This window comes from Streptomyces sp. SKN60 (genome assembly GCF_026236535.1).
Classification (GTDB): Bacteria; Actinomycetota; Actinomycetes; order Streptomycetales; family Streptomycetaceae; genus Streptomyces.
On the sequence record NZ_JAHTMW010000008.1, the window covers coordinates 248687 to 267236 of the forward strand.

Consider the following 18550-nt stretch of genomic DNA (forward strand, 5'->3'; position numbering starts at 1 on the left):
CTGTGCCCAGTGCCGGCGTCAACGGACGTACTTCGCCGGCTTGGTGGCGGCGTTGAGCAACGCCTCCAGCGGTCCGCGGTGGAAGAAGCGGGACCAGACCGCGGCGAACACGATCGCCCCGAGGATGAACGTGAGCACGGGGAGCCAGGACGTCTGGGTCCTCTCGCCGGCCGATACGCCGAGCATGGACTGGGCGAGGAAGTGGCCGACGTACGCCGTCAGGGACATGGTGCCCACGGCGATGACGGGTTTCGCCAGGCTGCGCAGGCGCGGCAGACGGTCCATGAGCACCGTCGCACCGACGATCACGAGGATGGCGACGCCGACGCTGCCGATGATGTCGAAGGTGGTGCCGCTGTGCGGCCCGACGGACAGCAGTTCCGAGGCCGCCCGCTGGGGGGCCTCGAAGGATCCGCCGCCGAGCGAGGACGCCTTCTCGAACCCGGCGGACGACGACTTCCCGTCCTCCGCCATGCTGCGCAGCGCGTTCGGGCCCGCCAGCAGCAGGGACAGGCCGTACGCGCCGGCGGTCAGGGCGGCGCCGAGCGCGGCCAGCCGCCGCTGGACGGAGGCGGCCGACAGGTCGAGGCGGGCCAGCGCCATGCCGGCGACGACGAACGACATCCAGGTGATCGTCGGGTAGAAGCCGGTGAGCAGCAGGTCGAGGACGCCGACCTCGCTGAGCTTCTTGAGCGGGTCGTAGGCGTTGACGGTCTGCTGGACGGACTCGCCGAGCTGCGAGTTCAGGACGAACGCCAGCTGCGGTGTGACGAGCGCGAGGCCGGCCGCGGTGATCGCCAGGGCTTTGGCCGACAGCCGCAGCAGGGGCAGGGCGAGGAGGAAGTAGACACCGTAGAAGCCGAGGATGATCACGCCCCCGTACTCCATCGCCAGCACGGTGCCCAGGGCCAGCAGGACCACGGCGCGGATCGCGATCCGGGCCTTCGCCTGGCGGCCCGCGAGGCCGGTCTTCGGCTCGCGGCGGCCGGCGATCAGCATCAGCGAGAACCCGGCGAGGGTGGCGAACAGGACCGAGGAGTGCCCGTCGGCCAGATACCGGACCCAGGTGCCGACGCCGTGCGTGGACGAGAGCACCGGGCCGATGTGGACGATGTACATGCCGAACACCGCCAGCGCGCGGGCCAGGTCCACCCCGACCAGGCGTCCCATCGAGGGCTTCCCTGCGGTCTCGGACGCGGTACGGAGTCGTGGAGGCGAGTTCTCCTGCGGAGACGACGTCGCCTGCGGCGGCTGTATCTGTGTCATACGAGGAATCTCCCGGTGCGGTACGGACGCGGACCATCCGGCAGGCTTCGGTGGCACCCCCGCCGACCGGCCGGGACCACCCCGCCGACCGGCGGGCCGGGACGGACGGATCAGAGGTGGCGGTCGATGGCGGGCAGGAGATCTCGGCCATGATCTGGGCGGTGTGGGAGCCGCCGCCGGACCTGGCAACGAGAGGTCGCACCCACACCGGAGCGGCCACTCGGACAGCAGCATCCGCACCCCGGCGCGTACGATCGATCCCACGGTACGAGCACGGCGGGCGCCATCCGCCGAGACTCGCCCGCCCGCCGGCCTGCCGACCGGCCGGAGCGCACCCCCCGAACGGCTGGAGCCGACCCGCCGGGTGTCCACAGTCCGTAGGTGATCACGTCACCGCGTACCCTGCCCGGCGTACGGTCGACGCCAGGCGAACCCGTACGAGCGCGCGGGACCTCCGAATGCACGGGCGATTGCACGGGCCGGTCGCCGAGCAGCGGGACAGCGCAGACGAGAGTGTGAGGCGGGACGCCGGTGATCCGGGTAGTGGTGGTGGACGACGAGGCCCTGGTGCGGTCCGGTTTCCGGATGATCCTGAACGCCTCCGACGGCATCGAGGTCGTGGCGACCGCGGAAGGGGCGCAGGCCGCCGACGTGGTCCGGCGCGAGTCGCCGGACGTCGTGCTCCTCGACATCCGCATGCCGGACGTGGACGGCCTGACCGTGCTGCGGCAGATCCAGGAACTGCCCGCACCACCGCACGTGGCCATGCTGACCACTTTCGACACCGACGAGTACATCCTGACCGCGCTCCGCTCGGGAGCCTCCGGCTTCCTCCTCAAGGACACCGAGCCCGAACAGCTCGCCCAGCTGGTCCGCACCCTGGCCGCGGGCGGCGTCGTGATGTCGCCGAAGGCATCACGCGCGCTGCTCCGCGGCCACCCGGGGGCCGGCGCACCCCAGGACGCGGACGTCGCACGCGTCGGCCTGCTCAGCGACCGGGAACGCGACGTCCTCGTCCTGGTCGCCGAAGGACTCTCCAACGCCGACATCGGCACCCGTATCCACCTGAGCGCGGGCACCGTCAAGGACCACGTCAGCTCGATCCTGACCAAACTGCGCGTCACCAGCCGCGTCCAGGCGGCACTGCTCGCCGAGCGGGCCGGACTGCTCGCTCACGACGACGGCAACACGGCCCGGGACAACGGACGATGAGCACGGGCCGGGCACTGTGGCGGCGCCTTCCGCCCTGGGCGGTCGACACGGGCCTCGTCGCGCTGGCCCTGCTCGACGCATGGATCAACCTCCTCGGCGAGGGCACCCCGGTGATGTGGGCCTGCGCCGCCGGGGGCTCCGCCGGCCTGTTCCTCCGCCGGCGCTTCCCGCTGGCAGTCTTCCTGCTGACGCTGCCCATGACCCTGTTCATGGACGTCGCGATCGCGCCGATCGCCGCCCTGTACACACTCGCCGCGTCCACCCGCAACCGCCCGCTGCTGGCCGGCTGCGCCCTGCTGAACGCGGCGGCGGGCACGCTCGCCTGGCCGCTGTCCGACGGGTTCCCCGGCGACGACCGGACCTGGACGCTCGTCCAGTTCGTCTACACGCTCGCCACGGCCTTCGCCCCCGTCCTGTTCGGCCAACTCGTGCAGGCCAGGCACGACGTGGCCCGCCGGCTCGTCGAGGTCAAGGAGGCACGGGAACACGAACGCGCCCTCTACGCCCAGACCGTCCTCGCCCGCGAACGCGCCCAGCTCGCCCGCGAGATGCACGACGTCGTCTCCCACCAGGTCAGCCTCATCGCCGTCCAGGCCGGAGCCCTGCAGGTCGCCGCGAAGGACTCCGACGCCCGCGAGGCCGCCCGCACCATCCGCACCCTGAGCGCCAACACCCTCGACGAACTCCGCCACATGGTGACGCTGCTCCGTGCCTCCGGCGGCAGGACAACCGAACTCACCCCCCAGCCCACCCTCGCCGACCTCCGGCAGCTCCTCGCCAACAGCGGCATCGAGACCACCCTGACCGGACAGCTCCCGGCCGACATCAGCACCACCGCCCAGCGCACCGTCTACCGCACGGTCCAGGAAGCCCTCACCAACGTGCGCAAACACGCCCCCGGAGCCCGTGCCGAGGTGCGCCTGTGGCACAACCCGCACCACTTCGGCGTCACCGTCACCAACACGGCCCCCACCCGTCCGACCGTCGCCCTCCCCAGCGCCCGCCACGGCCTCATCGGCCTGAAGGAACGCGCCGAACTCCTCGACGGCACCCTCACCGCCGAACCCACCCCAGAAGGCGGTTACACGATCGAACTACGAGCCCCCGCCCGGTCCGACTGAAGGCAATGCGTACGAGTGGCTTCGGGGCGGGGGGTTTCCAGGAGCTGCCAGAAGTCGGTCAGCCAGGTGACGGTGTCGCGCATCACGTAGTGGTCGGCGGTGGGGCGCAGGGCCGAGAGGAGGAAGGACTTCTGGCCCTCGGCCGGGGGGCCCAGGATGGTGAGGCGGGGGTCGGGGGTGCCGTCGGGGCGGAGGGGGTGGAAGCGGGGGGTGAGGTCGAGGCCGCCCGGTGCGAAGGCGTCGCCGGTCGCCGAGACGTTGCGCCAGAGGCGGGCCAGGCCGTGGTTCAGCAGGTTGCGGAAGAGGGGCGAGGCGTCCCGGTGCGGGGCGAAGGGGTGGACCCGGGCGTCGGCCAGGGTGTCCACCTGGCAGGAGGCGCCCGTGGCCGGGCCGTCCACGCGGAACCGTGACGTCGCCTCGTCGGGGCGCAGTCGGGCGCCGGGGCCGGTGCCGATGTCGAGCAGGCCGTGCCGGACGAGGGTGCGGATCCGCTCCATCACCTCGGGGGCGGCCCCGTTGGCGAGGCGGTTGTGCAGCCGGACGTAGCGGGCGAGGAAGACGCGGTGGGAGGCGGGGGTCAGGCCGCCGTCGTCCACCGCACGGGAGATCACCGAGCGCAGGTCGCGCCAGACGCCGTCGGCCGCGGCCTTGTGGGGGTTGTCCAGGTTTCCCTGCTCGGCCCACCGCAGGTCGCGGTCCATGAAGGCGAGCACCGCCTCCCGGTAGCGTTCGGGAGTGTCGAGGCCGGTGGCGTCCAGGGGCCTGATGGTGCGCTGCCAGTCGAAGCGGTTGCCGGTCGGCCGTTCGTCGAGACACCACGGCGAGGTCCACGAGGACACGGCTCGGCGCAGGGCGTCCGGGCCCTGCCGCCACGCCTTGCGGGCCAGGGCGCACGGTTCGGTGCCGAAGACGACCTCGATCCAGCGGAGCATCGCCTCCTCGGCCGACCAGCCAGAGGCGCGCGCCTCCGTCCCCGTCCCCGTCTCCGCCGGCGGCCGGTCACGGCCGTCCAGGAGCGCTTCGAGCGTGTCGGTGATCTCGTCCACCGCCGCTTCGAGCGGGCCGAGGAGCCGTGTGGGGTCGCCGGGCCGGTCGCCGTGCGGCGCTCCGCCGGCGAGGAAGGCCTGGTACGCCGCACCCGCCCGCTCGCGCAGGAGGGCGGCCGCCTGCGGCCCGAGCAGCGTGGCGTAGTGCAGCCAGGCCATCTCCAGGACGACCAGGGGCAGCACGTCCCGCTCGAAGTCGAGCCGGCCGGGCCCTCCGTCGCCGCGCGGGGTGCCGACGCTCGACCGCAGCCGGTCGACCGCCTCGCCGGTGAGGAACACGCCGCGGTGCTCCAGGCGTTCGGGATCGGCGTCCTTGTGGTTGTCGGGGCGGGCGAAGGTGAAGACGCCCGTCTCGCTGAAGGCCAGGAGTTTCGCCGGCTCGGCACCGCTGGGCTCGTAGCGCAGCCCGCCGTCCGGGCCGGGGACGAAGGTCCCGCCCCGCCCCTCGGTCAGGTGGAGGATCTCGTCGATCGCCGTCAGCCCCATGCCGGCGATGCCGACGACCCGGCCGGGCCCGGTGATCCGCGGCGGCAGCGCCCGGTCCAGGGGGTAGGCGTACGGGACGTAGGCGCACCCGGTGCGGTCGGCGAAGTCCGCCAGGCCGCGCGTGCCCGCCGCGCGCCGCGGGTCGTGGTGGGTGTGCCCCGTCACGAGGAGGACCTGGTCGGCGGGGTGGGCGCCGCCGTCGGCGGTGCGCACCGTGAGCCCGTGGGCGTGCGGCGCGATGTCGACGACCTCGGTGTGGTGCAGGTGTACGGAGACGCCGGGGTGGGCGCGCAGCTCGCGCACGAAGGTGCCGAACATGTCCTGCAACGCCAGCCCGTGCACGTAACGCTTCGGCCAGTCCCCGGGGGCGAGGTCGAGGTCGGCGTCGCCGGTCTCGGCGAAGCGCTGCCGGCACCACGCGTGGAGGGTGGGCCGTTGCGGGGCGGGCCGCAGCGGCCCGGCGTCCCGCACGGACTCGTCCGCGGCGAAGGAGACCTGGCTGCTGATGCGGTTCAGATAACTGGTCCTGGGCTGCGTCGGGCTGTGGGCCTCGCCGGAGCCGAACTCCCCGGAGCGTTCGAAGATCCGTACCTCCAGACGCCGGTCGCGGCCCAGCCGGGCGATCTCCGCCGACAGGCGTTCCACCGCGTATGTGGCCCGGGGGCCGCCGCCCACGATCGCGAGCCGGTGGACGGCCGGCTTGTCGTCCATCGTGTCGTCCATCGTGTCGTTCGCCGTGTCCTCCGCCGCCGGGTTCACGCGGCCTCCCCGCCCGCCGTGAGTTCCCGGAGCCCCGGCAGGATCCGGCTGAGGACGGAGAGGAACCGGTCGATGTCCCGCGCGTCCATGGTGCCCATGGTGGAGAGCCGGAAGAAGCCGGCCGACAGCTCCTCCTGGGCCGCGTAGACCACGAACCCCTCGTCCTTCAGGGCCCGGTGCAGATGCGCGTAACGGACGCCCTCCGGGAGGCGGACCACCGTGAGGCTCACGGCCCGGTGCCGCGGGTCGAGCGGGATGTGCAGCCCGAGCGCGGCGAGACCGGTCCGCAGTCGGCCGGCGAGTGCGCCGTAGCGGCGGCCGCGGGCCGCCACGCCCTCGGCGAGGGCCAGGTCAAGGGCCGTCTCGAAGGCGTAGAAGAGAGGGACCGCCGGGGTGAAGGCGGGCGCCTGGGCCTTCTCCTGCGCCGCGTAGTGCCGGTGCAGATCGAGGTAGTAGCTCCGCCGCGGGTGAGTCGCCAGGTCCTCGAAGGCCTGCCGGGAGGCGCAGACGAACGCGAGGCCCGGCATGCCCTCCAGACACTTGTTGGCGGTGCCGACGAGCCAGTCGATGCCGTCGCGCGCGAGATCGAGGGACTCCGCGCCCACGCTGCTGACGGCGTCGACGATGATCCGGCGGCCGTGGGCGCGGGCCACCTTGGCGAGGGCCGCCACGTCGTTGAGCATGCCGGTGCTCGTCTCGTGGTGTACCACCGCGAGGTGGGTGAGGCCGGGATCCGCGGCCAGCTCCCGGTCGACGCGGTCCGCGTCGACCGGGGTGCCCCAGCCGAGTTCGAGGCGTACGCAGCGGATGCCGTGGGCCCGGGCGATGTCGTGGAGCCGCTGCCCGTAGTGGCCGTTGTCCACGACGAGCAGCGCGCCGCCGGCGGGCACGGCGCAGGCGACGGCGGCCTCCAGCGCCGAGGTGCCCGAGCCGGTCAGGACGACCGAGGTGTGGTCGTCGCCGCCCCCGCACACGGCGGTGATCTTCCGGCGCACCCGGGTCATCAGCGCGCCGAACTCCGGCTCGCGATGGCACAGGTCGGGCCCGCCGAGCGCGGCCCGGACGGTCTCGTCGGTGTTCACCGGTCCCGGGTTCATCAGGACGGTCCGGGCGACGGCGGAGCCGCCCGGGCGGGTGGTGCTGCGGGCCGTCATGCGGTGACCTCCGCGGAGAAGCGCGCGGCCGAGGCCGGCGGGGGCAGGGCGGGCCGGCCGAGGCCCGGGTCGGAGTAGGGCGCGACGCGCACCCGCAGCAGCGCCGGTCCGCCGCCGGCGGGCAGCCGCGACAGGGCCTCGCCAAGGCCCTCGGCGGTCGTCACGTCGGCGGCGTGGCGGTAGCCGCAGGCCGTGGCCACCCCGGCGAAGTCCACATGGGCCGAGCCCGTCGGCTGGCCGCCGGTCGACTCGTAGGCGCCGTTGTCGAAGACGATGTGCAGCAGGTTCGGCGGGGCCGTCCGCCCGATCGTCGCCATCGCCTCCAGGCGCATCAGCGCCGCGCCGTCGCCGTCCAGCACCACGACCTGCTTCGACGGCGCGTGCAGCGCGACGCCGAGCGCCACGCTCGACGCGCAGCCCATCGAGCCGACGACGTACAGATTCCCGGCCCGGTCCCGGTCCCGCTCCAGCTCGCGGGCGGTCTTGCCGGTGGTGGCGACGACCAGCGCCCGGTCGCCGACGAGCCGCATGACGTGGCCGATCGCCTCGCTGCGCAGCAGCGGACCGCCGGCGCCGGACGGCTCCTGGGGCGTACGGGGGACGGGGGCGACGGCACCCTTGGGGACGACGAAGGCGAAGGGCAGACCGGTGGCGTCCATGTGGGAGGCGGCGACCCGCAGCCGCTCGGCGAGCAACTCCCCGGTGTCCGGCAGGAGTTCGTGCCGGATGCCCATGGCGGTGAGGATGCCGGGGGTGATCTGCCCAATGAGCTCGTGCTGGGGCTCGTCCGGAGTGCCGGGTTCGCCCCGCCAGGTGACGAGGAGCAGAACGGGCAGCCGCAGCGTGTGGCAGAGCGAGGTCAGCGGGTTGACGGCGTTGCCGAGGCCCGAGTTCTGCAGGATGACGACGGGGCGCCGCCCGGCCAGCCGGGCGCCGGCGGCGATGGCCACGGCCTCGCCCTCGTTGGCCGCGATGACGTAGTCGTCCGGGTGCCGGCGCTCCAGGCAGCTGATCACCGGGCCGAGGAAGGAGCAGGGCACTCCGGTGAACGGCCCGAACCCCGCCGTACGGAAGGCCGCGACGACCTCCTCGGCGTCAAGCGCGGTCGTAGCGGCGGTCGTAGCGGCGGTCGCAGGGGCGATCGCAGGGGCGGCGCTCGTCATGACGCCACCTGCCCCGCCACGGGCACACCGCCGCGGACGAAACGCTCCTCGTCCTGCTTCAGTTCGGCGAGACCCTGCAGGGAGAAGACCGTGGAGAGCGGCGCGATCCGCTCCTCGATCGCCGTGCTGCGGCCGTCCCGGAGGATCGCGTCGAAGGCCTGGGTGACCGCGCTGATCGCCGCCCGCAGGCCGTGGTTGGCGTAGATGACCATCTTCGCGCCGGCCGCGCCCAGTTCGTCTGCGGTGATCGTGTGGTACGTGGTGGGCACCACGACCACCGGGACGTCCGGGCGCCAGTGGCGCAGGAATTCGAGGACGGGCCCGGGCGCGTCGCCCTTGGCGTGGATGAGGACCGCGTCCGCCCCGGCCTCCGCGTACGCCTCGCCCCGCGCCAGCGCCTCGTCCATGCCGCGACCGGCGATGAGGGCCTCGATGCGGGCGATGACCATGAGGTCGCCGTCGCGCCGGGCGCTCCGCGCCGCTTCGATCTTCCCGCAGAACTCGTCCACCGGGGTGAGGTCCTGGCGCCCGGGGACGAAGCTGTTCACCTTGGGGAACACCTTGTCCTCGATGCTGACGGCGGCGATGCCCGCCCGCTCGTACCGCCGGATCATGTGCATGACGTTGAGCGCGTTGCCGTATCCCGTGTCGCAGTCCGCGACCAGGGGGACGTCCACGGCGGCCGCCATCGCGCCGGCCACCGCGAGCAGTTCCGACATGGTGAGCAGATCGCAGTCGGGCAGCCCCTGCGAGGCCGAGATCTCCAGTCCGCTCGACCACACGCCGTCGAACCCCGCCCGCTCCGCCAGGCGCGCCCCGAGCGGATTGTGGGCGCCGGCCAGGCGGACGACCCCGGGCCGTGCGAAGAGCTCCCGCAGCCGGGCGGCCCCGGAGTTCGTGCGGCCGGTGGTGGTGTCGGGCGTCATGAAGTTCCCCCTGTCGTCGGAATTCTCGAAGGTGCCGGATCCGGTCACGGCCGGAGCCCCGGGTGTCTTACGCCGGAGCCCCGGGTGTCTCACGCCGGAACTCCGCGTCTCTTACGCCGGGATGTGGTCCGTCGCCGGTGCCGCACCGGCGTTCCCGAGGTCCCGGGCGGGCCGCCAGCCGGGCGGACCGAAGACGTAGCCGGCCCGGTCGCGCCAGCTGCGCGCCCGGCGGATGTCCTGGATCATCCGGGCGAACTCGTGCCACTGGATGCGCCAGACGCTGTGGGTCTCCAGCTGCTTCGTCAGGCCGTAGGTGGGACGGTGGAGTTCGGGCTGGAACGTGCCGAACATGCGGTCCCAGATGATGAGGATGCTGCCGTAGTTCTTGTCGAGGTACTCCGGGTCGCTGCCGTGGTGCACCCGGTGGTGGGAGGGCGTGACGAGGACGGCCTCGAAGGGCCGGGGCAGCTTGCCGATCTTCTCGGTGTGGGCGAAGAGCCCGTAGATGAGATGGACCGAGTGCATCGTGAAGACGAGCACGGGCGGCACGCCCATCAGGGGGAGGGGCAGCCACATCAGCTTCTCGAACCACTGGGCCCATTTGCGGCGCAGCGCGACCGACACATTGAGGTACTGGCTGGAGTGATGGACCTGGTGGCCGGCCCAGAGGAGCCGGATCCGGTGCGTCATCCGGTGGTAGACGTAGATCGTGAGGTCGACCGCGAAGAACAGGACGACCCACGTGTACCAGGCGTCCGCGGACAGCCGGAACGGCGCCACGGAGGTGTAGAGCCAGGCGTAGAACACCAGGGCGGCGGTGCGCAGCACGCTGGAGATGACCAGGGCGCCGAGTCCGGTGACGATGTTCGCCCGGGTGTCCCGGAGGTCGTAGCGGCGGTGTTCGTCGCGGTCGAGGCGGAGGGCCACGAACTCGACGAGGATGATCAGGGCGACCACGGGCAGCGCGTAGACCACCGGGTCGTGCAGTCGTTCCGAGAGCTGAGAGAACAAGGGATTCCCCGTGGAGGCGTCGGGCCGCTCAGCGGCTGGTGTTCCCGGCCGGCGCCTTGTCCTTCGAGGCGAACCGGCCGACGTATTCGAGTCCCGACAGTTCCTGGATCTGCCGCATGATCTCGTCGGTGACAGAGCGGCGCAGCTTCGGGTCGCGCTCGGATCCGACGTGCTCGGGGAAGAGCATGGGCTTCCCGAAGTGCATGTCGAACCGGACCGGCCGGGGTACGAGGCTGCCGAGCGGCTGTACGTCCGCGGTGCCGGCCAGGCCGCACGGCACCACCGGCGCGCCGGTCGCCATGGCCAGCCAGCCCACCCCCGTCTTGCCCCGGTGGACGCGCCCGTCCGGGGAGCGGGTGCCTTCGGGGTGAATGCCGAAGACGCGTCCCTCCTCGATGACTTCGCGCGCCTGCTCCAGCGCGGCGACGCCGCCCGGGCCGCCGTCCCGGTCCACCGGGACGATGCCCACGGCGCTGAAGAAGACCTTGCTGACGAGCCCCTTCAGTCCGGTGCCGGTGAGCCGCTCGGCCTTTCCGATGAAGCAGACCGGCCGTTTGGTGGCCAGCGAGATGAAGACGTGGTCCGAGAACGACAGATGATTGGCCGCGATGATGCACGGCCCGGATTCCGGAATGTTCTCGATTCCGGTGATGCGGGGCCGGAAGAATATGCGCATCATAACGGCCAGAATTGCCCTGAGTGATGACCGGAGCATGGTCCGCCTAGCTGTGTCGGCAGGTACGTGGGAATGCGGCGACTGTAGCAACGGGGGGCGGGAATTCCGCTAAAGGATGACTAACCGGTGGGGTAAGCGGGGCCGGGCATGGCGCCCGCTGCGGTGAATAATTCGGCCCGGGTCCCGTTTGCCGGCCGGGGGATTACCGGCATGGTGGATCGCATGACGAACCACGCCTTACGCCCGGTCGACGCATTGTTCACGTCCGGGGTCCGGGAGGACCCCGTCCCGGTCTACCGTGCCTTGCACGCGGGCGGGCCGGTGCACCGGCTGAACGACGAGTGGGTGGTCGTCTGCGGGTACGCGGAGGCGGACGAGGTGCTGCGCAGTCCCGTCTTCCAGGTCAAGGACAGCGCGTTCCGCGAGCGGACCCGGCCGGGGTGGATCGCCGCACACCCCTCGGCGGCCATGATCGGCGACTCGGTCATACGGGCCCGGGCACCGCACCACGAACGCGTCCGGCGGCTGCTGAGCCGGCCGCTGACCTCCCGGCGGGTGGCCGGCCTGCGGGAGGCCGCGCTCGGTCACACCCGCCGCCTCCTGGACGGCCTGGCCGAACAGGCGGCAGGCGGCGGGCCCGTGGACTTCGTGGACGGCTTCGCCTATCCGCTGCCCATCGCGCTGATCTGCGAGCTGCTCGGCGTGCCCGCCGGGGACCGCGGCTGGTTCCGCGACCGGGCCACGGACCTCTCGTACGTGCTCGAACCCGCGGGCCGGGAACGGGACCTGAGCAGGGCCGACGCCGCGGCGAGCGAACTGATGGAGTACTTCGCGGGCCTCGTCGGCGAGCGGCGCGAGCGGCCGGAGCAGGACCTGATCAGTTCCCTGGTCCAGGTGAGCGACGCCGACGCCGACGCCGACGCCGGCACCGGCACCGACACCGGCGCCGACGGCGCACTGCTCGGCGAGCGTGAACTGGTGGTGAACCTGGTGCTGATGCTCGCCGCGGGCTTCGAGACCACCGCGAGCCTGCTGGCCAACGGGCTCGGTGTGCTGCTCGACCGGCCGGCCGACCGGGACCGGATCGCCCGGGATCCCGCCGCGGCGGCCGCCTGCGTGCAGGAGGTCCTGCGCCACGACCCGCCCGCGCAGGTCACCGACCGGTGGGCGACCGAGGACACGGTGCTCGGCGGCCTGCGGATCGCCGAGGGCACCCAGGTGCTTGTCCTCCTCGGCGCGGCGAACCGGGATCCCCGCCGCTTCCCCGACCCCGACGTCTTCGACCCCGGCCGCCCCGCCGGCCCGTCGCTCTCCTTCGGGGCCGGACCCCATTTCTGCCTGGGCTCCGCGCTCGCCCGCATGGAGGCGGAAGTCGCTTTCCACGAGCTGTTCGCGCGATTTCCCGCGATGGCGCTCGCGGGGACACCCGTGCGCACCGACCGGCTGGCTCTGCGCGGATATGCGTCCCTGCCGGTGACCCTCGGCTGACGCGCGACCGGCGCGAAGCGAACCCGCCGGGCGGTGTGTGCAAGATCACTTCCGCTTCGGCTCCGCTTCGTCTTTGCTCCGGCAGACGCCGCGCAGGTCCAGACCGTACCCAAGGGATATGGCCCGGCTCCGGTTGTGCTCCGCTAAAGCGGCAGAAAAACCAGACCGCGCGGTACGGTTGAACTTGGCGAAGAGTTTACCCGGCTGGATCAGTGTGTCACTTTCCGCTGCTCCCGAGCGGTGTCGCATGCGGGTGGAGAAGCGGCCCCTGTGAGGCTCGGAGGGCTGAGATCGGTAGCAAATGTCCTGATTGGTGCCTCGCGGCGCGGTCATTGTACGAGAATGGTCCCGCGTAAGGGCAATTCGCGTCCGAGGCCGAAACTTGACGGCCCAGGTTCCTTCTGCTGAAGATCAAACCGGCCGCGCGGTTCGTGCGGCCGGCGTCACGTGTGTGCACCGTTCAGTTGCGCAACTGTGCACACATGGCAAGTAGGGGGATGTTCGTGAAGATACAAATTCTTGGACCACTCGAAGTGAAGAACGATGAGGGAGAGCGGGTTACTCCTCGCCCTCTGAAGCTCCGTTCTCTTCTCGCGGCTCTGTGTGTCAGTTCCGACCGTCCTGTCACCGCGCCGCACCTGATCGACGTGCTGTGGTCGGACGAGCCGCCGCGCACGGCGTCCACCGCCCTGCAGGTCTATGTCTCCAAATTGCGCAAGCATTTCCAGGGCGTCGGAATCGACCCGGGCGTGCTCGCGACCACGCCGTCCGGCTATGTGTTCCGCCCTGGCGCCCAGGTGATGGACTGCGACGGCTTCGACTCACTGGTGGCGAAGGCCCGTTCCGCGGCCGCGGCCGGCCGTGCGGAGGAAGCGGCGAGCGTGTTCTCGGAGGCCTTGGCCCTCTGGAACGGACCGGCGCTCGCCGACCTCCGGGACGTGCCGGCCCTGCGGGACTACGCCCAGCAGATGGACGAGCGGCGCAACGCGGTGTACGAGCAGTGGCTCGAGCTCGAGATCGGCCTTGGCCGCCACTCGATGCTGACCAGCGAGCTGTACGGGCTCATCGCCGAGAAGCCGATCTGGGAGAACCTCTACTTCTTCCTGATGATCGCCCTCTACCGCAGCGGCCGCATCTCCGAATGCCTGGACGTCTACAACCGCATCCGGCGCATCCTCATCGAGGAACTGGGCATGGAGCCCGGCCCGCGGCTGCAGAATCTGCATCACGCCGTGCTGTCCAGGGAGCCGTGGCTGGAGCCGTCCGCCGCGCCGCTCGCGGCCGTGGGCGCGCGGGCATCGTGACGGTCCGTCAGCCCGCCGCCGCGGGAACCGCGTTCCGCTGTCGCAGCAGCGCGGACAGATGGGCACCCGCCTCGGCCGCCGCCCGCTCGGCGTCGCCGGCCCGCACCGCTTCCAGAAGCCTGCGGTGGAAGGCGAGTCCGGGCTCGGCGCCGCACGGATCCACGCAGGTGAGCACGCTGGCCAGCACCGCCTCGTAGAAACCGCGGTACAGGCCGGCCAGGACGCTGTTCCCCGTGAACTCCACGAGCGCCATGTGGAACGCGGTGTCCAGCTGCGCCAGCCTCTCCCACCGGCCCGCCCGCGCCACCGCCTCGCACTCCGCGAGCCGGGCCTCAAGGGCCCGCAGACCGTCCTCGTCCCGCACGTCGGCCGCGAGCCGCGCCGCCTCGACCTCCAGGCCGCGCCGCACCTGGAGCACGTCGCGCAGCTCGGCCGTGCGCAGGCGGCGCAGGGCGCCGGACAGTTCGCTGGTGGCCCGTACGTACGTGCCGCTGCCCTGCCGCACCTGGAGGAGGCCGGAGTGCGAGAGCGCCCGGACCGCTTCGCGGACGGTGTTGCGGGCCACCTGGAGTTCGTCGGCGAGCACCGGTTCGGTGGGGATGCGGTGGCCCACCGGCCAGGCGCCTGCGGTGATCCGCTGCCGCATGTGCTCGATCACCTGGTCGACCAGGAGGGCGCGGCGGACCGCCGTCACGACGAGAGCCTCGCCTCGAGTTCGGAATTCAGCACGGAGAGGAACGTCTCCGCATTGTCCCGGAGGAAGAAATGCCCGCCCTCGATCTCATGACAGCGGAAGCCCGCCGTGGTCTGCTCGGCCCAGGCATGCACGTGCTCGATCGGCGCGAGCCGGTCGCCGGGGCTGGTGAAGGCCGTGATCGGGTACGGCAGCGGAGCCTCGTTGCGGTACCGGTAGGTGTCCACCACCGCCAGGTCGGCCCGCAGGGTCCGTACCACCATCGCGCGCAGCTGCTGGTCCTCGAAGACCCAGGCCGGCGTGCCGTGCATCTCCATCACCCGCTGGACGAACTCCTCCTCCGGAAGGTGGTGGATGGCGGGCCACGGCGGCGTGATCTGCGCCGCTCCGCGGCCCGACACGATGACGAACTCGGGCGCCGGGCAGCCCTCGGCGCGCAGCCACCGCGCGGTCTCGAAGGCCAGCAGGCTGCCCATGCTGTGCCCGAAGAGGGCGTAGGGCCGGTCGGTGCGCCCGGCCAGTACGGAGCCGAGCCGGGCCACCACGTCGTCGAGCCGCCGCGCCGGCTCCTCGCGGAAGCGCTCCTCGCGGCCGGGCAGTTGTACGGCGTTGACCTCCACCCCGGCCGGCAGCCGGTGCGCCCAGCCGCGGTACATGGACGCGCCGCCGCCCGCGTACGGCACGCAGAAGAGCCGCAGCCGGGCGTCGGCGTCGGGCCGGGGGGTGATCAGCCACGGGCTCGTGCGGTTCGTGGTTTCCATGGGGTTCTCCGGGACCTTTCCGTGGGTGGGCGAGCTCAGCGCGTCGTGGCGGCGGGCAGCCGGCCGGCGCAGGTGTCCAGGGCGTCGGCGACGGTGCGCACGTGCCGTACCGCCGCCAGCGAGCGCTCCGTCACGAACCCGCGCGCCCGGGCGTCGGCGACCCAGTCGAGCAGGCCGCCGAAGTGGTTGTCGGGGTCGAGCAGGACGAGGGGTTTGGCGTGCGCCCCGACCATGCGTTCCGTCCAGGCCGTGAAGATCTCGTCGCAGGTGCCGAGGCCGCCCGGCAGCGCGAGCAGGGCGTCGGCCTCGTCGCACATCCGCTGCTTGCGGGCGCTCATGCCCCGGGCGACGACCAGCCGGTCGCTGTCCCGGTCGGCGCGGTGCAGGAGCGAGTCCGAGACGATCCCGACCGTCTGCCCGCCGGCCGCCCGCGCGGCGGCGGCCACCGCGCCCATCATCGAGACGTGCTCGCCGCCGGAGACCAGCGTCCAGCCGCGGGCGGCGACCGCCGTGCCCACCTCTTCGGCCAGCCGGACGTACCGGGCGTCGACCGCGTCCGAGGAGCTGCAGAAGACACACACCGAAAGAGCCATGGAAACCGTCCCGTCCGATCCGTTGTGCACAGGAGTCAAAGGAGTGGTGCTCGCGTGAGGGCCGTCGTCGAGAAGAGTGCGGAACTGCCGCACGGCACCGTCCACGTGTGGTGGGGGACGGTGGGCGAGCTGCGTCCGCACCACCGCGACCTGCTCGGCGCGCAGGAGCGGGAACGCCTCGCGCAGCTGGTCAGGCCCGATGCGGCGGCCCGGTTCGTGATGGGCTGCGCCCTGATCAGACGGGCCGTGGGCGGCTACACGGGCCTCGCGCCCCGTGCCGTACCGGTCGTCCGGGCCTGCGACGGATGCGGCGGACCGCACGGCAAGCCCCGGGTGGCCCTGGACGAGTCCTTCGAACTGTCCCTGTCCCACTCGGGCGACCACATCGCCCTCGCCGTGGCCCGGGAGACCCCCGTGGGGATCGACGTCGAGAGCGACGACGGAACCGTCGACCTGCCGGGACTCGCGCCCCGCATGCTGGCGCCCGCGGAGACGGCCGCCTACCGGGAGCTGCCGGAATCCGCACGCCGGCGCCGGCTGCTCTCGGTGTGGACGTGCAAGGAGGCGGCACTGAAGGCGACCGGTGACGGACTGCGGTTCCCCATGAACCGGCTGGGCGTCGACGATCCGGAGGGCGCGCCGCGGCTCACGCACTGGGAGGGCCGGCCCCGGCTCGCCGAGGAGATGCGGCTGACCCGGCTCGACGCGCCGCCCGGCTACGCCGCGGTGCTCGCCGTCCTCGGACCGCCCGGATTCGGCGTCCGGCACGGGGAGTTCGCGGAGCTCGCCGGGGCCGAGGCGCTTCATGAGCGGGCGGCCCGGTCGGCCGCCACCAGCCGCGCGGCCTCGGCCCGCAGTGCCACCTTGTTCACCTTGCCGACGCCGGCCAGCGGCAGCGCCTCCACCGGTACGAGCCGCTCCGGCAGCTTGTAGCGGGCCAGGCCCTTGTCCTCCAGGTGGCGCCGCAGCACGCGCAGGGCCGGCAGGCCGTCCTCGGTGCCCACGGCGAAGAGGCACACGGCCTCCCCGTACAGCGGATGCGGCATCGCGACCGCCGCGGCGGCGCGGACGCCCGGATGGGTCAGGACGACCGCCTCCAGCTCGTCCGCGGGGATCTTCTCGCCGCCCCGGTTGATGACGTCCTTGACCCGCCCCGCGACCACCAGGTTGCCGCTGGGGTGCAGCCGCACCAGGTCGCCGGTGCGGTAGTAGCCGTCCGCGGTGAACGCGCGGGCGTTGCCCTCGTCCTCGCCGTAGTAGCCAGAGAGCACGCTCGGGCCCCGGGTGAGGAGTTCGCCGGTCTCCCCGGGGCCGACCTCGCGGCCGGACTCGTCGACGACGAGGAGGGTGTCGCCGGGGGCGGAGGGGCGGCCCTGGGTCTCGTCGACCACCGCGTCCGGGTCGTCGAGCCGGGTGAAGTTCAGCAGGCCCTCGCTCATGCCGTAGACCTGCTGGACCCGACAGCCCAGCCGCTCGCGGACCCGGCGGGCGGTGGTGGCGTCGAGGCGCGCGCCGCCGATCTGCAGCACCTGAAGGCTCGTCAGATCGTAGGAGCCCTCCTCGGTGCCCTCCTCGGCGGCGGCGAGCCACTGGAGCAGGACCGCGGGGGCGAGTGCGCAGTGCGTCACCCCTTCGCGCTCGACGAGCGCCAGGGTCCGCCGGGGGTCGTCGGGGGAGTCGAGGACGATCCGGCCGCCGCGCGAGAGCGTGCCGAGGATCCCCGGGTGGCCGAGGACGAAGCTGTGCGAGGCCGGCATCACCGCCAGGTAGACGGACGACTCGGTGAGCCCGGACACCTCGGCCGCGGAGTCGATGACATGCCCGAACGCCTCGTGGGGACGGGGGATCGCCTTCGGCGGGCCGGTGGTCCCGCTGGAGAGCAGGAACAGCGCGTTGTCCCGCGGAGAGGGCGGCTCCGGGGTGTCGCCCGCGGCGTCGTCCGAGGCGGGGTGCGGCCCGTGGTCCGGGGCCTCGACGCCGGGCAGTACGCCGCCCAGGGCAAGGGCCGTGAGGTCGGCCAGGCCTGCCGGGGTCGGCGCGTCCGTACGGACCGGCACGTCCGGCTCCGCCGTGCTCCGGTCCTCGCGGGTGACGAGCAGCGTGCGGATGCCCGGGTGCCGCTCCCGCAGGCGCTCGGCCATGGCCAGATGGTCGAAGCGGCGCGAGCGGCGCGGCACGGCCAGCGCGACCGGCTTGGTGACGCTCAGGACGTGGTCGAGTTCGTGCTCGCGCAGCGCCGGCAGGGCCACCACCGGAGGCGCGCCCAGCCGGATCAGGGCGAGGGTGGTGACCACGTACTCCAGGCCGTTGGGCAGCTGGACGAGCACATGGTCGCCGCGGCCGATGCCGAGGCCGCGCAGCCGGGCCGCCGCCGTGTCGACGGCCGTGGCGAGTTCGCCGTACGTGAGGCGGTCGCCGCCGTCGACGACGGCGCAGCGGTCCGGGTGGGCCGCCGACGCGGCGAGCGCCACGTCGGTGACGAGCTCGGGTCGCCACCAGCCGCGCCGGCGGTACTCCTCGGCGCGCTCGGCGGGGACGCGCACGATGCCGTCGGTCATCGGGCGCCCTCTCCGGCGGTACCGGTCCCGGCCCCGTCCTCGCTTCCGGCCGCCGCGTTCCCCGCCTCCCGGTCGATCGCTCCGGCCAGTTCGGCCAGGGAGTAGTCGTGCCGGTCCCAGAGGTCGACCCGGGCCCGCAGCCGCTCCTCGATCTCCAGCTCCAGCTGCGCGGTCTCGGTGGAGTCCAGGGCGAGACCGGACCGCAGCCGGCAGCCGGGCGTCAGCTCGTCCTCCGCCACGCCCAGCTCCATGAGAATGCTGCGCAGTTCATCGAGAGTCGCGTTCACAGAACCTCCTGGAGAAGGGCTTTCTCCGCGCGGGCTTTTGACGGT

Annotated in this window: 16 protein-coding genes and 1 pseudogene; 5 read left to right on the forward strand and 12 right to left on the reverse strand. The window is 72.7% G+C overall.

The window, feature by feature from the left end:
* Positions 1-18 precede the first annotated feature (18 nt).
* Positions 19-1170 carry a DUF418 domain-containing protein gene (locus KV205_RS15945; RefSeq protein WP_265865017.1) on the reverse strand — a complete coding sequence of 384 codons (1152 nt, stop codon included), beginning with the start codon at positions 1168-1170 and terminating at the stop codon, positions 19-21.
* A gap of 627 nt (positions 1171-1797) precedes the next feature.
* Here KV205_RS15945 and KV205_RS15950 point away from each other — a divergent pair.
* Both KV205_RS15950 and KV205_RS15955 read left to right on the forward strand, forming a co-directional pair.
* On the forward strand, positions 1798-2478 hold the full coding sequence (locus KV205_RS15950; RefSeq protein ID WP_265865018.1) for a response regulator transcription factor: 681 nt from the start codon (positions 1798-1800) through the stop codon (positions 2476-2478).
* Positions 2475-3599, forward strand: a complete 1125-nt coding sequence (locus tag KV205_RS15955) for a sensor histidine kinase (RefSeq protein ID WP_265865019.1) — start codon at positions 2475-2477, stop codon at positions 3597-3599. Before KV205_RS15950 ends, KV205_RS15955 begins: the two co-directional genes overlap by 4 nt.
* Here KV205_RS15955 and KV205_RS15960 read toward each other — a convergent pair.
* The 6 genes from KV205_RS15960 to KV205_RS15985 all read right to left on the reverse strand — a co-directional run bounded on the left by KV205_RS15960 (position 3560) and on the right by KV205_RS15985 (position 10823).
* Positions 3560-5890, reverse strand: a complete 2331-nt coding sequence (locus KV205_RS15960; RefSeq protein ID WP_265865020.1) for an FAD/NAD(P)-binding protein — start codon at positions 5888-5890, stop codon at positions 3560-3562. The two genes, KV205_RS15955 and KV205_RS15960, sit on opposite strands and share 40 nt — an antisense overlap.
* A complete protein-coding gene (locus KV205_RS15965; protein ID WP_265865021.1) occupies positions 5887-7044 on the reverse strand; it encodes a 2-aminoethylphosphonate aminotransferase in 1158 nt (385 codons plus the stop codon). The genes KV205_RS15960 and KV205_RS15965 overlap by 4 nt, the downstream gene beginning before the upstream one ends.
* Positions 7041-8207: a phosphonopyruvate decarboxylase gene (gene aepY, locus KV205_RS15970; protein WP_265865022.1), complete on the reverse strand. Its 1167-nt coding sequence runs from the start codon at positions 8205-8207 to the stop codon at positions 7041-7043. The genes KV205_RS15965 and aepY overlap by 4 nt, the downstream gene beginning before the upstream one ends.
* Entirely contained in the window at positions 8204-9133 is a 930-nt protein-coding gene (locus KV205_RS15975; RefSeq protein ID WP_265865023.1) for an isocitrate lyase/phosphoenolpyruvate mutase family protein, read from the reverse strand. Before KV205_RS15975 ends, aepY begins: the two co-directional genes overlap by 4 nt.
* Positions 9134-9244: 111 nt before the next feature.
* Positions 9245-10144 carry a sterol desaturase family protein gene (locus tag KV205_RS15980; protein ID WP_265865024.1) on the reverse strand — a complete coding sequence of 300 codons (900 nt, stop codon included), beginning with the start codon at positions 10142-10144 and terminating at the stop codon, positions 9245-9247.
* 28 nt (positions 10145-10172) lie between these two features.
* Positions 10173-10823, reverse strand: a complete 651-nt coding sequence (locus KV205_RS15985; RefSeq protein WP_265865025.1) for a 1-acyl-sn-glycerol-3-phosphate acyltransferase — start codon at positions 10821-10823, stop codon at positions 10173-10175.
* A 219-nt stretch (positions 10824-11042) separates the two neighbouring features.
* Between KV205_RS15985 and KV205_RS15990 the strand changes: the two genes are divergently transcribed.
* Both KV205_RS15990 and KV205_RS15995 read left to right on the forward strand, forming a co-directional pair.
* Positions 11043-12308 (forward strand): cytochrome P450, encoded by a 1266-nt coding sequence (locus KV205_RS15990; RefSeq protein ID WP_265865026.1) that lies wholly within the window; start codon positions 11043-11045, stop codon positions 12306-12308.
* A 497-nt stretch (positions 12309-12805) separates the two neighbouring features.
* Positions 12806-13612, forward strand: coding sequence for an AfsR/SARP family transcriptional regulator (locus KV205_RS15995; RefSeq protein WP_265865027.1), 807 nt, complete (start codon positions 12806-12808; stop codon positions 13610-13612).
* Positions 13613-13619: 7 nt separating this feature from the next.
* On the opposite strand, the gene KV205_RS16000 is transcribed toward KV205_RS15995, so the two are convergent.
* Genes KV205_RS16000 through KV205_RS16010 form a run of 3 tightly spaced genes read right to left on the reverse strand, consistent with a single transcriptional unit; the run spans position 13620 to position 15660 of the window.
* Positions 13620-14306: a FadR/GntR family transcriptional regulator gene (locus KV205_RS16000; RefSeq protein WP_265865028.1), complete on the reverse strand. Its 687-nt coding sequence runs from the start codon at positions 14304-14306 to the stop codon at positions 13620-13622.
* Positions 14303-15067 (reverse strand): thioesterase II family protein, encoded by a 765-nt coding sequence (locus tag KV205_RS16005; RefSeq protein WP_265865029.1) that lies wholly within the window; start codon positions 15065-15067, stop codon positions 14303-14305. Before KV205_RS16005 ends, KV205_RS16000 begins: the two co-directional genes overlap by 4 nt.
* A gap of 35 nt (positions 15068-15102) precedes the next feature.
* On the reverse strand, positions 15103-15660 hold the full coding sequence (locus tag KV205_RS16010) for a TIGR00730 family Rossman fold protein (RefSeq protein WP_265865030.1): 558 nt from the start codon (positions 15658-15660) through the stop codon (positions 15103-15105).
* A gap of 219 nt (positions 15661-15879) precedes the next feature.
* Here KV205_RS16010 and KV205_RS16015 point away from each other — a divergent pair.
* Positions 15880-16311 (forward strand): annotated as a pseudogene (locus tag KV205_RS16015) (4'-phosphopantetheinyl transferase superfamily protein); the annotation flags it as partial.
* A 152-nt stretch (positions 16312-16463) separates the two neighbouring features.
* Here the strand turns inward: KV205_RS16015 and KV205_RS16020 are convergent.
* Positions 16464-18218, reverse strand: coding sequence for a (2,3-dihydroxybenzoyl)adenylate synthase (locus KV205_RS16020; protein WP_265865031.1), 1755 nt, complete (start codon positions 18216-18218; stop codon positions 16464-16466).
* Entirely contained in the window at positions 18215-18505 is a 291-nt protein-coding gene (locus KV205_RS16025) for an acyl carrier protein (RefSeq protein WP_265865032.1), read from the reverse strand. The genes KV205_RS16020 and KV205_RS16025 overlap by 4 nt, the downstream gene beginning before the upstream one ends.
* Between the last annotated feature and the right edge of the window lie 45 nt (positions 18506-18550).

Excerpts from the sequence above, each read along its gene's own strand:
- KV205_RS15975 (WP_265865023.1), bottom strand. The coding sequence starts at position 9,133 with ATGACGCCCGACACCACCACCGGCCGCACGAACTCCGGGGCCGCCCGG.
- KV205_RS15990 (WP_265865026.1), top strand. The coding sequence starts at position 11,043 with ATGACGAACCACGCCTTACGCCCGGTCGACGCATTGTTCACGTCCGGG.
- KV205_RS15945 (WP_265865017.1), bottom strand. The coding sequence starts at position 1,170 with ATGGGACGCCTGGTCGGGGTGGACCTGGCCCGCGCGCTGGCGGTGTTC.
- KV205_RS16010 (WP_265865030.1), bottom strand. The coding sequence starts at position 15,660 with ATGGCTCTTTCGGTGTGTGTCTTCTGCAGCTCCTCGGACGCGGTCGAC.
- KV205_RS16005 (WP_265865029.1), bottom strand. The coding sequence starts at position 15,067 with ATGGAAACCACGAACCGCACGAGCCCGTGGCTGATCACCCCCCGGCCC.
- aepY (WP_265865022.1), bottom strand. The coding sequence starts at position 8,207 with ATGACGAGCGCCGCCCCTGCGATCGCCCCTGCGACCGCCGCTACGACC.
- KV205_RS16020 (WP_265865031.1), bottom strand. The coding sequence starts at position 18,218 with ATGACCGACGGCATCGTGCGCGTCCCCGCCGAGCGCGCCGAGGAGTAC.
- KV205_RS15955 (WP_265865019.1), top strand. The coding sequence starts at position 2,475 with ATGAGCACGGGCCGGGCACTGTGGCGGCGCCTTCCGCCCTGGGCGGTC.
- KV205_RS15985 (WP_265865025.1), bottom strand. The coding sequence starts at position 10,823 with ATGATGCGCATATTCTTCCGGCCCCGCATCACCGGAATCGAGAACATT.
- KV205_RS15965 (WP_265865021.1), bottom strand. The coding sequence starts at position 7,044 with ATGACGGCCCGCAGCACCACCCGCCCGGGCGGCTCCGCCGTCGCCCGG.
- KV205_RS15995 (WP_265865027.1), top strand. The coding sequence starts at position 12,806 with ATGTTCGTGAAGATACAAATTCTTGGACCACTCGAAGTGAAGAACGAT.